Genomic DNA, 11,808 nt, shown 5'->3' with positions numbered 1-11,808 from the left:
TTTGCATTTCGCCGTTTCGAAACAAATAATTACGCATTCGCGTATTACCGATTTCTAAAGGGGATCTCATGAAGCATCCTGTTTCGCTGCTTTTTTCTGCACTGTGCCTTTGCGGGCTATCGTCATTTTCTTACGCTGCTGATGTGCCAAAGGGGACGGTGCTGGCGCAAAAACAGGAGCTGGTCAGACACATCAAAGACGAGCCCGCGTCGCTTGACCCGGCCAAGGCCGTGGGGCTACCCGAGATTCAGGTGATTCGCGATCTGTTTGAAGGCCTGGTCAATCAGAATGAGAAAGGGGAGTTGACGCCGGGCGTGGCGACGCGCTGGCAGAGTAACGATAACCGCATCTGGACATTTACCCTACGCGATGATGCAAAATGGTCTGACGGCACGCCAGTCACGGCGCAGGATTTTGTCTACAGCTGGCAGCGTCTGGTTGACCCGAAAACCACCTCGCCGTTTGCCTGGTTTGCTGCTCTGGCAGGCATTAACAACGCTCAGGCGATTATTGATGGCAAAGCCGCGCCCGATACGCTGGGGGTAACGGCGGTGGATGCCAGAACGTTACGCGTTCAGCTCGATAAACCGCTGCCGTGGTTCAGCAACCTGACGGCAAACTTCGCATTCTATCCGGTTCAGAAAGCGAACGTCGAAAGCGGTAAAGAGTGGACGCGTCCGGGCTCCCTGGTGGGCAATGGTGCCTATGTGCTGAAAGATCGTGTGGTGAATGAGAAGCTGGTCGTTGTGCCGAATACCCACTACTGGGATAACGCGAAAACTGTTCTTCAAAAAGTGACGTTTATTCCGATCAACCAGGAGTCTTCCGCCACCAAACGCTACCTGGCAGGTGATATTGATATCACCGAGTCGTTCCCGAAAAACCTTTATCAGAAATTGCTCAAGGATATTCCTGGACAGGTATACACGCCACCGCAGCTGGGAACGTATTACTATGCATTTAACACGCAAAAGGGCCCGACCGCCGATTCCCGCGTGCGTCTGGCGCTGAGTATGACCATCGATCGCCGGATTATGGCGGAGAAAGTATTAGGTACGGGAGAAAAACCAGCCTGGCATTTCACGCCTGATGTGACGGCAGGTTTCACGCCAGAGACATCACCGTTTGAGCAGATGTCGCAGCAGGAGTTAAACGCGCAGGCCAAAACCTTGCTGCAGGCGGCGGGGTATGGTCCTCAGCGTCCACTGAAGCTGACCCTGCTGTATAACACTTCAGAGAACCATCAGAAAATCGCGATTGCGGTGGCTTCGATGTGGAAGAAGAACTTGGGGGTAGACGTCAAACTGCAAAACCAGGAGTGGAAAACCTATATCGATAGCCGAAACACAGGGAATTTTGATGTGATCCGCGCGTCCTGGGTCGGGGACTACAACGAGCCATCGACCTTCCTGTCGCTGCTGACATCAACCCACAGCGGCAATATCTCCCGCTTTAACGACCCGGCTTACGATAAGATCATCAATCAGGCGACGCTTGAAACCACCGCCGAAGCCCGTAATGCGGATTACAACCGTGCGGAGAAGATCCTCACGGAAAAAGCGCCAATTGCGCCGATCTACCAGTACACCAACGGACGTCTGATTAAACCCTGGGTGAAGGGATATCCGATCAATAACCCTGAAGATGTGGCGTATAGCCGCACGATGTATATTGTGAAGCACTGAAAACACGAGTCCGCTAATTTATTTCCCCTCCTGATACTGCGCTGGCCCGATATCACGTGCCAGCGCTTTTCTGTTCATTCTAGATCTTGAAGACGGCGCTGCATTGATACTGTGTTTTACAGCACTGGGTATTGCTCTTTTTTTAATTAAGAGAAATATTCATATTTTGAATATATTGCATTTCGTTAAAAAAACTGTCCATTATTGGACTTTTTAATGGGTTTCGCGTCTTGCGGAAGCGTGTAAACATTGATGCGGGTCATATTATTAGGTGGCACTGTAGATATTTTTTCTCGTATTGATTTAAATCAATAACTTTGCTTTGTTTGGATATGGATCTTCATTTTTTTCACAGAAATAGCCATTAATTCTGACTATTTTCGGAGTTGTGGTTGATGTTTCTTTATGAAAAGTCACTCTGCAAACCATATTTTATTTATATGGAGTAAAATTCTTAAGGAATGTCTTAAATTGTGTTTTGATTCCAGATAGTTGATCTATTGTGGTGTTTTGTTCTAATATCGATTTATTCAGAAACGTCGTTAACTTCAACAAACATTCCTTAAGGAAAGGGACTGCTATGGCTGATACGTTCCAGAACGAAGTGCCTAAGGCACGCATTAATTTAAAACTTGCATTGCATACCGGAGGGGCGCAGAAGAAAGTTGAGCTCCCCCTTAAATTACTCACTGTCGGTGATTTCAGTAACGGCAAAGAGAGCCAGCCATTATCTGAAAGAAAGAAAATTAACGTCAATAAAAATAACCTCAACAGTGTACTTTCGGAATTTAACCCGGAGGTCAACATGACGGTTCCGAATACGCTGGCGGGTGAGCGTACGGAAGAGAATGTGACGCTGCGCTTTTCAGATATGAAAGATTTTGAACCCGAACAGGTGGCCCGACAAATTCCCCAGCTTCGTGCCATGCTGGCGATGCGTAATTTATTACGTGACCTCAAGTCCAATCTGCTGGATAACGCCACTTTCAGAAAAGAGCTCGAGAAAATTCTTAAGGACCCGGCGCTGTCTCAGGAATTACGTAACGAAATGAGTGCCCTGGCCCCGAAATAAAAACGGGCGCGTCTTTTAATGGATTAAACGAGAGAATGCTGATGTCTGTTAATACTGAAAATGGCTCCGCGCAGGGGCAGACCACTGTGCTGGAAAAAGAGAGCGTCTACGCCTCCCTGTTCGACAAAATCAACCTGACCCCGGCCACAAGCCTGGGCGATATCAATGCGTTTCTGGACGACGCCGCACTGTCTGATGCTCCGGCAGGTGAGCGCCTGACAGCGGCAATGCAGGTATTTATGGACTGCATCCGCAAATCCGGCCAGCCAGTGGAAAAACTCGATAAAACCCTGATTGACCACCATATTGCAGAGCTGGATTTCCAAATCAGCCGCCAGCTGGATGCGGTGATGCATCACGAAGAATTCCAGAAGGTGGAATCCCTCTGGCGCGGCCTGAAGCAGCTGGTGGACAACACCGACTACCGCCAGAACGTAAAAACGGAAATTCTGGATGTGTCCAAGGACGACCTGCGTCAGGACTTTGAAGATGCGCCGGAACTTATCCAGAGCGGCCTGTACTGGCACACCTATACCGCTGAATACGACACCCCGGGCGGCGAGCCGATTGGCTCGGTTATTTCAGCGTACGAATTTGACGCAAGTCCGCAGGACGTGGCGCTGTTGCGCAATATCTCGAAAGTCTCTGCCGCCGCGCATATGCCGTTTATCGGTGCCGTCGGGCCGAAATTCTTCCTCAAGGAATCGATGGAAGAGGTGGCCGCGATTAAGGACATCGGTAATTACTTCGACCGTGCCGAATACATCAAATGGAAATCCTTCCGCGACACCGACGATGCCCGTTATATCGGCCTGGTGATGCCGCGCGTGCTGGGGCGTCTGCCTTACGGTCCGGACACGGTGCCGGTTCGCAGTTTCAACTACGTTGAGCAGGTGAAAGGTCCGGACCACGAAAAATACCTGTGGACAAGCGCATCTTTCTCCTTCGCCTCCAACATGGTGAAGAGCTTCATCAATAACGGCTGGTGCGTGCAAATTCGTGGCCCGCAGGCAGGTGGGGCCGTGAAAGACCTGCCGATCCACCTGTACGATCTGGGTACCGGCAACCAGGTGAAGATCCCGTCAGAGGTGATGATCCCGGAAACCCGCGAGTTTGAATTCGCTAACCTGGGCTTTATACCGCTGTCGTACTACAAGAACCGTGATTACGCCTGCTTCTTCTCGGCGAACTCGGCGCAGAAACCGGCGCTGTACGACACCGCCGACGCCACTGCCAACAGCCGCATCAATGCCCGTCTGCCGTATATCTTCCTGCTGTCGCGTATCGCGCACTACCTGAAGCTGATTCAGCGCGAAAATATCGGTACGACGAAAGATCGCCGTCTGCTGGAGCTGGAACTCAATACATGGGTACGCAGTCTTGTGACCGAAATGACCGATCCGGGCGACGAACTGCAGGCCTCACACCCGCTGCGCGACGCGAAGGTGGTGGTGGAAGATATTGAGGACAACCCGGGCTTCTTCCGCGTGAAGCTGTTCGCGGTGCCGCACTTCCAGGTGGAAGGCATGGACGTGAACCTGTCGCTGGTGAGCCAGATGCCGAAAGCGAAAGCGTAAGTTAAGGCAGGAAGCCAATGAAAACGGAACAACCGTTATGGGGCAGGGGCCAGATGGTCTCTCCCCAGCACTTCCAGCAACAGGCCGCGTATGCGGCCTGGTCTGCGGAATGCATCGCCCGGTTAGGTCTCTCCCATCCCTGGGGAGTGATTGATGCCACTTTCGAACCGGATGCACTGAAACTGGGCCGCCTGCAGGCTCGTCATCTGCACATTCGTTTCCCTGACGGGACGCTTATCGACACTGATAATGCTGACGATCTGCCACCGGTGCTGGCGCTTGAGAGTGGATCACAGGATGCGATGGTGGTGCTGGCCCTCCCGCTGCTGCGGGAGAATGGCGGCAACTGTCTTACACCCGATGCGGTGGCCGAACGCCCTGTTCGCTATCGCCAGCGCTGGCGGGATATCCGCAACGCTTATGGGGACGATACCCGCCAGATTGCGGTGATGAAACCTGAGTTGACGCTACGGTTTGCCTGTCAGGACAACAGCGATTATCTGACCTGCCCGGTTGCCCGCCTGCATCAGGATTCGCAGGGGGCATGGTTACTGGATGAGACGTTTCTTCCGCCACTGCTGGCTCTGCAGGGCAGTCGCTGGCTGATGACCCAGCTGGAACAGCTGATGAGCCAGCTACGTGTACGCCTGAGTCGGCTGATGGCCATGCGCCGGGAAAGTAATGAGCGGATGGCCGATTTTGCCGTGGCGGATGTGTCCCTGTTCTGGCTGCTCAATGCCCTTAACAGCGCAGAACCCGTACTCGGACAGTTTCAGCGCCACCCGCAAAGCCCGCCGGAGCGTCTGTATCCGGAACTGGCACGCCTGGCGGGCAGTCTGCTGACTTTCTCGCTGGAGCATCAGGTGAGTGCGATCCCGGTCTGGCAGCACGAGCAACAGAATAACGTATTCCCGCCGCTGTTTGATTTACTGGGTGACCTGCTCGAAGCCAGCCTGCCGTCGCGGGTGGTAGCGATTGAGCTTGAGCATGATGCCCGGCTTCACTTCTGGCAGGCCCGTCTGCATGACCCACGTCTGCGTGAAGGGGCTGATTACTACCTCTCGGTGCGTTCAACGGTACCGGTGGCACAACTGCAGGAGCAGTTCCCGCGCCAGTGCAAGGTCGGCAGCCCCGATCATGTCAGAAGTATCGTCAATTCATCGCGGGTCGGCGTGCCTCTGACGCCGCTGCGCCATGTACCGGCAGCCATTCCGTTACGTCTGGAAAATCAGTATTTCAGTCTTGATGTCTCTCATCCTCAGGCCACTGAAATGCTTCAGGGTGGGACCTGCATGTTTTACGTTCCGGGCATGCTCGGCGAGCCTGAACTTGAACTCTTTGCGGTGCTGAGAACATGAGTGAGCGTAAACGCGGCACTGCCGCGGCCATTGATATTGATGCCCTGCTGCAGGACACCTGGCTTCAGGTGATCAGCCTGCGTCACGGTCCGACGTTTCAGGAGGGCGAAGGGCGCACGCTGTGGGAGCGCTGTATTGCTGATGTCGAACGTGTGCAGCGTGAGCTGAAAGCGAGTGAACTCGATGAAGCCAGCTGTCAGCATATTCTTACCGCACAGTGCGCCCTGCTCGATGAGGCGGTGAAAGGTCGTGGTGTGGAAGATGACGCCTGTGTGCAGTGGTATGACATTCCCCTGCAGGGGCACTTTCTCGGCACTATGGACGCCGGCGACACGCTGTGCGATCGGATGCGCGATGTGCTGCGTGAACCGGCGCCTGACCACGCTGTCGTGACCTGCTTCCAGCGGGTCATGATGCTGGGTTTTCTCGGCAGTTACCGCTCACTGAATGACCCGGAGCGCCAGAAACTTGTCAACGCACTCAGTGAATATGTCACGCCGTTCAGCTATCCACAGTCCTACCCCGTACTGGCGGAAAGTCATACCGGGCGGGGAAACATGGGCGGCTGGCTGGCGTCATGGCCCGTACGTATTGGTCTGAGCGTGATAGTGGTCGCTGCACTCTGGTGGGGACTGGATCGCTGGCTGGACCAGTTGCTGCGAACCCTTTTACCGGGGGCCGTGAAATGAGTCCTGCACAACAGCGCGGGCTGGCGTTGTGGGCCGTCCTGCTAAGTGCCGTGGTCTGCCTGAGTTTTCTGCCGGTATCCAGGTGGGTTTCTGTGCTCATTCTGCTGGTGGTACTGGGGGTTATCCTGGCGTTCTGGACTGTCGTCAGTCGCCGTGAACAGCATGATGTCACCCTGCGCCTGGAAGACCTGCCTGACGCCACTTACCGTCAGCCCGTAGTGCTGGTTTGTGGCGATCTGCCTCTGGCCTGGCCACATTCGTCACCAGTACTCACTGTCACGCAGGGATGCTGGATCCGCGTGGAGGATCATCATGATCTGGCGCAGGTCGCCCGTCAGATACTGTGGTTACGTCCTGACTGGGGACGTCAGCTTTCGGTGATGGTCAGCGTCTGCCCGCAGCAGCACCATGACAGCGAAGCCCTGACCAGTCGACTGCTGACCCTGCGCTGGCATATCAGCCAGCTGCGTAAAGCAACCGGTCACTCTGTGTCGCTGGTGCTGAATGGTCAGGTCGGCAGCGCGATGACGAATGACATGTTCTGGCAGGCGGTTTTCCCGGGAGAAGGCGTGAGGGTCTGGCGTGAATCTTCAGCCCCGGGGTCTGTTGCTGAATGGGTTACCTCCGGCGGAACGCCTGCGGTGCAGCAACAGGTGCTGATGAATAGTCTGATGAACTGGTTCCGTCAGCATGTCCAGGCCGTCTTTATGGATGAGAACCCCGATGTGCCGGTCATTGCACCTGTTGCGGTGCTGTGGGGAATGGGGCCGATCCTGGCCGGAAGCCTGGCCACATCGGCCTGGACGACGTGGCTTTCCCGTCACACCGCGATGCAGCAGGTGTCTGGCTGGCAGCCGGTGGGAACGGACAGTACGGTCATCTCCCTGTTCCCGGATTTTATTCTGCCATTACTGCCGGAAGGGCGGGGCCTGACACCGCGTGAGCGAACCTGGCGTTGTGCGCTCGGGATTTTCACGCTGGCGGCCATTGCTGCACTGCTCAGCAGTGGCTGGAACAACCGCCAGCTGCTGCAACGCGTGAGCTTCGATATTGTCCGTTACAACAGCATCGCCATGGATGATTACGGTCCGAAAGCCAGCGCCGTACAGGTGCTGCGCGAGGATGCGGCGCTGCTGGATGAGCATGCACGCAATGGTGTACCGGCCCGGCTGGGCCTGGGGCTTTATCGGGGAGTACGTCTGCGAATACCGGTGCTGGAAGCGATCCGTTCGTATGTACCACCACCTCCTCCAACGAAGCCTGTAGAAAAGGTCGCGCCGAAAATCATCCGCCTCGACAGCATGTCGCTGTTCGACACCGGCAAATGGGCGCTGAAACCCGGCACCACGAAGCTGCTGGTGAATTCGCTGGTGGGAATTAAGGCGAAGCCCGGCTGGCTGATTGTGATAGCGGGTCATACCGACAGCACGGGCGATGACCAGTCCAACCAGGTGCTGTCGCTTAAGCGTGCGGAATCTGTGCGCGACTGGATGCGCGACACCGGCGACGTGCCGGAGAGCTGCTTTGCGGTGCAGGGCTACGGCGAAAGCCGTCCTGTTGCCACCAACGACACGGCGGAAGGCCGGGCGCTGAACCGCCGTGTCGAAATCAGTCTGGTGCCGCAGGCGAATGCCTGTCAGCTGCCGGGCAACACACCCGCGCCATCGCAGGATGATGGCGTCTCAAAAAATGAAATGGAGTAATTAACATGGCAATTCCTGTTTATCTGTGGCTGAAGGACGATGGCGGCGCGGACATCAAAGGTTCCGTGGACGTTCAGGATCGTGAAGGCAGCATCGAAGTGGTGGCGCAGGAACACAACCTGTACATCCCGACCGACAACAACACCGGCAAGCTGACCGGCACCCGTATCCACACGCCGTTCCTGTTCACCAAGGAGATCGACTCCTCCAGCCCGTATCTGTACAAGGCGGTGACCACCGGTCAGACCCTGAAGTCTGCGGAATTCAAGTGGTACAAAATCAACGATGCCGGCCAGGAAGTGGAGTACTTCAACACCAGACTGGAAAACGTGAAGGTGGTGAAGGTGAATCCGGTGATGCATGACATCAAGGATCCGTCTTTCGAGAAGCACAACCATCTGGAGCAGATTGAGCTGCGCTACGAAAAAATCACCTGGACCTACAAGGACGGCAACATCATTCATTCCGATTCCTGGAACGAACGCGCCACCGCCTGAGTCTCGTGCGGACGGGTTCTCCCGTCCGCCGTTTTTGCTGAACGCCTGTAACCGCGGACGTTCAGCAAAGAAAAACACAATCTGCCTGCCCGACCTTATGCGCTTTGGGTTCCTGAATACCAGGAAAAGCGACGGGCGGTAGCGTGTCCGGAACTGATAAAGAGAGAGTCTCATGGAAAATCCAGCCAGCCTGTTACGTCGTCTGAACCCCTACTGCGCCCGTGCGATGGAAGGCGCGGCCTCCCTGTGCCAGACCCGCGCCCATGCGGAAATCCTGCCCGAGCACTGGCTGCTGAAACTGCTGGAGCAGGGTGAAGGCGATCTCACCGTGCTGGCCCGCCGTTATGAATGGGATATGGACGCCATCTGGCAGGATTTGCTGAATTTTCTGGAGAAGCTGCCCCGTTCAGTGCGCAGCCGTCCGCAGCTTTCGGACAGCACTCAGACCCTGATGCAGGACGCGTGGCTGCGCGCCTCGCTGGCAGGCGAAGCGCAGATCCGCAGCCAGCACCTGCTGATGGCGCTGGTGGACCGGCAGAGCCTGGTGCGCTGCGACGGTTTATGGCCGCTGCTGACGCTGGGGCTGAGCCAGCTTGAGCGTCTGCGACCGCTGCTGGATGCGCAGTCAGATGAGCGCGAAGAGGTACAACAGGAAGAAGAACTGGCGCAGGGCGGCAGCGTGCCGCTGTCCGGCAGCGAGGTGAAAGAGGGCGAACTGTCACCTGCGTTACAGAATGCGCTGGATAAATTCACCCTTGATGTCACCGCTAACGCGCGTGAGGGCAAAATCGACCCGGTATTCGGTCGTGATACGGAAATCCGCCAGATGGTGGATATTCTCTCGCGGCGTCGCAAGAACAACCCGATTCTGGTGGGGGAGCCGGGCGTGGGGAAAACCGCGCTGGTGGAAGGGCTGGCGCTGCGCATCGCCGAAGGGAATGTGCCGGAATCCCTGAAAACGGTGAGCCTGCGCACGCTGGACCTCGGTCTGTTACAGGCGGGGGCAGGCGTGAAGGGGGAGTTTGAACAGCGCCTGAAAAACGTCATTGATGCGGTGCAGCAGTCTCCGTCCCCGGTGCTGCTGTTCATCGACGAAGCGCACACCATTATCGGCGCAGGCAACCAGGCGGGCGGCGCGGATGCGGCCAACCTGCTGAAACCGGCGCTCGCCCGCGGCGAACTGCGGACCATCGCGGCCACCACCTGGAGTGAATACAAGCAGTATTTTGAGCGCGACGCGGCACTGGAGCGGCGCTTCCAGATGGTGAAAGTTGATGAGCCGGACGACGACACCGCCTGCCTGATGCTGCGGGGGCTGAAATCCCGCTACGCGCAGCACCACGGGGTGCACATTACCGATGAGGCGGTCAGGGCGGCGGTGACCCTTTCCCGTCGTTACCTGACCGGCCGTCAGCTACCGGACAAGGCGGTTGACCTGCTGGATACCGCCTCGGCCCGCGTGCGGATGAGCCTCGACACCGTGCCGGAGACGCTGACCCGGATGAAGGCGCAGCTCACGGCCCTGGCGATGGAAAAGCAGGCGTTACTGGAAGATATCGCGGTGGGTCACATCACCCACGGTGAACGTCTGGCGGCCATCGAACAGGATGAAGTCCGCATTATTCTGGAGCTCGACGAACGGGAAGCGCAGTACGGCCAGGAGCTGAAACTCACGGAAGAACTGCTCGCCTGCCGCGCGGACCTTTCCCGTCAGGCGGAGATTGCCGGCCTGCAACAGCAACTGAGTGACGTTCAGCAGGGTAACCCGCTGCTGGGACTGGATGTGGATGCGCGTACTGTCGCCACGGTGATTGCCGACTGGACCGGTGTGCCGCTCTCTTCATTAATGAAGGATGAGCAGACGGAGCTGCTGAGCCTGGAAACCAGCCTTGGTAAACGCGTGGTGGGCCAGGATGCGGCGCTGAACGCCATCACCCAGCGCCTGCGCGCGGCAAAAACCGGGCTGACGCCAGAAAACGGCCCACAGGGCGTGTTCCTGCTGACCGGACCGAGCGGTACAGGGAAAACCGAAACTGCGCTCACACTCGCCGATGCGCTCTATGGCGGCGAAAAGTCGCTGATTACCATCAACCTCTCCGAATACCAGGAGCCCCACACCGTCTCCCAGTTGAAGGGTTCCCCGCCGGGCTACGTCGGCTACGGCCAGGGCGGTATTCTCACCGAGGCGGTGCGCAAGCGCCCGTACAGCGTGGTGCTGCTGGACGAGGTGGAAAAGGCCCACCGTGACGTGATGAACCTGTTCTATCAGGTCTTTGACCGCGGCTTTATGCGCGACGGCGAGGGGCGTGAAATCGACTTCCGTAACACGGTAATTCTGATGACCTCCAACCTCGGCAGCGACCACATCATGCAACTGCTGGACGAGCAGCCGGAGGCGACAGAGGCCGACCTGCACGAACTGCTGCGCCCAATCCTGCGTGACCACTTCCAGCCAGCCTTACTCGCCCGTTTCCAGACGGTGATTTACCGTCCGCTCACGCAGGAAGCCATGCGTACCATCGTGGAGATGAAGCTCGCACAGGTCAGTAAGCGCCTGAACCGACACTACGGCCTGACCACGCAGATTGACGAGAGCCTGTATGACGCCCTGACCGCCGCCTGCCTGCTGCCGGACACCGGGGCGCGCAACGTTGACAGCCTGCTCAATCAGCAGATTCTGCCGGTACTAAGCCAGCAGCTGCTGACGCACAAGGCGGCGGGGCAAAAGCCACAGCATCTGACCCTGAACTGGAGTGAGGAGGCGGGGATCGGACTGGAGTTTGACTGTACAGAAGGAGTGCACGCATGAGCAGTAATCCCCTGCTGAGATTTAGCCACAGCCATCACCTGCTTTCGGTGAAGGGCTGTGACGCAGGGCTTGATGTGCTGGCGTTTGAGGGCGATGAAGCCCTGAGCAAACCCTTCCGCTACCGCATTGAGTTCACCAGTGCGGACCATGCCATCAGCAAAGAGATGATGCTGATGAAGGCGGCTTCCCTGACGCTGCAGGCTCCGGTTGACCAGGGTTATGGCATTAAGGTGCAGCAGCCGGTGCGGGTGATACAGGGGATGGTGAGCGGGCTTGAGCGCCTGGGCACCTCAAAAGATGAAACCCGCTACGCGGTCACGCTTGAGCCGCGCCTGGCGCTGCTTGACCGCTCGCACCAGAACGCCATTTACCAGGACATGTCCGTCCCGCAGGTTGTGGAGAAAATCCTGCGCGAGCG

The 11,808-nt window shown here is 56.9% G+C and carries 9 protein-coding genes; all 9 read left to right on the top strand.

The genetic code is table 11. The features are described 5' to 3' along the window. Window positions 1-68: 68 nt before the first annotated feature. Entirely contained in the window at window positions 69-1,685 is a 1,617-nt protein-coding gene (locus tag ACOTX3_RS16150; RefSeq protein ID WP_029883682.1) for a peptide ABC transporter substrate-binding protein, read from the top strand. Window positions 1,686-2,265: 580 nt separating this feature from the next. Beyond that, window positions 2,266-2,757 carry a type VI secretion system contractile sheath small subunit gene (gene tssB, locus ACOTX3_RS16145; RefSeq protein WP_105826575.1) on the top strand — a complete coding sequence of 164 codons (492 nt, stop codon included), beginning with the start codon at window positions 2,266-2,268 and terminating at the stop codon, window positions 2,755-2,757. A gap of 41 nt (window positions 2,758-2,798) precedes the next feature. Continuing rightward, window positions 2,799-4,334, top strand: a complete 1,536-nt coding sequence (gene tssC, locus ACOTX3_RS16140) for a type VI secretion system contractile sheath large subunit (RefSeq protein WP_246948878.1) — start codon at window positions 2,799-2,801, stop codon at window positions 4,332-4,334. 17 nt (window positions 4,335-4,351) lie between these two features. Then, window positions 4,352-5,692 (top strand): type VI secretion system baseplate subunit TssK, encoded by a 1,341-nt coding sequence (gene tssK / locus ACOTX3_RS16135; RefSeq protein ID WP_246948875.1) that lies wholly within the window; start codon window positions 4,352-4,354, stop codon window positions 5,690-5,692. Then, entirely contained in the window at window positions 5,689-6,381 is a 693-nt protein-coding gene (tssL, locus tag ACOTX3_RS16130; protein ID WP_058679509.1) for a type VI secretion system protein TssL, short form, read from the top strand. Before tssK ends, tssL begins: the two co-directional genes overlap by 4 nt. After that, the gene (locus ACOTX3_RS16125) at window positions 6,378-8,084 is read left to right on the top strand and encodes an OmpA family protein (protein WP_058679508.1); all 1,707 of its coding nucleotides are present in this window, start codon (window positions 6,378-6,380) and stop codon (window positions 8,082-8,084) included. Before tssL ends, ACOTX3_RS16125 begins: the two co-directional genes overlap by 4 nt. A 5-nt stretch (window positions 8,085-8,089) precedes the next feature. Beyond that, on the top strand, window positions 8,090-8,581 hold the full coding sequence (hcp, locus tag ACOTX3_RS16120) for a type VI secretion system effector Hcp (RefSeq protein WP_038985100.1): 492 nt from the start codon (window positions 8,090-8,092) through the stop codon (window positions 8,579-8,581). Between the two features lie 172 nt (window positions 8,582-8,753). Further along, window positions 8,754-11,390, top strand: coding sequence for a type VI secretion system ATPase TssH (tssH, locus tag ACOTX3_RS16115; RefSeq protein WP_421631625.1), 2,637 nt, complete (start codon window positions 8,754-8,756; stop codon window positions 11,388-11,390). Further along, window positions 11,387-11,808, top strand: a 422-nt coding sequence (locus ACOTX3_RS16110; protein ID WP_421634979.1) for a contractile injection system protein, VgrG/Pvc8 family, incomplete at its 3' end; no start/stop codon positions are given. The genes tssH and ACOTX3_RS16110, both read left to right, overlap by 4 nt.

This window comes from Enterobacter cloacae complex sp. IR5384 (assembly GCF_049237265.1).
GTDB lineage: Bacteria > Pseudomonadota > Gammaproteobacteria > Enterobacterales > Enterobacteriaceae > Enterobacter > Enterobacter cloacae.
Note: the sequence above shows the minus strand (reverse complement) of the source record. Positions and strands in the feature narration are given on the sequence as shown.

Coding starts and splice junctions, on each gene's coding strand:
- ACOTX3_RS16150 (WP_029883682.1), top strand. CDS start 69: ATGAAGCATCCTGTTTCGCTGCTTTTTTCTGCACTGTGCCTTTGCGGG.
- tssB (WP_105826575.1), top strand. CDS start 2,266: ATGGCTGATACGTTCCAGAACGAAGTGCCTAAGGCACGCATTAATTTA.
- tssC (WP_246948878.1), top strand. CDS start 2,799: ATGTCTGTTAATACTGAAAATGGCTCCGCGCAGGGGCAGACCACTGTG.
- tssK (WP_246948875.1), top strand. CDS start 4,352: ATGAAAACGGAACAACCGTTATGGGGCAGGGGCCAGATGGTCTCTCCC.
- tssL (WP_058679509.1), top strand. CDS start 5,689: ATGAGTGAGCGTAAACGCGGCACTGCCGCGGCCATTGATATTGATGCC.
- ACOTX3_RS16125 (WP_058679508.1), top strand. CDS start 6,378: ATGAGTCCTGCACAACAGCGCGGGCTGGCGTTGTGGGCCGTCCTGCTA.
- hcp (WP_038985100.1), top strand. CDS start 8,090: ATGGCAATTCCTGTTTATCTGTGGCTGAAGGACGATGGCGGCGCGGAC.
- tssH (WP_421631625.1), top strand. CDS start 8,754: ATGGAAAATCCAGCCAGCCTGTTACGTCGTCTGAACCCCTACTGCGCC.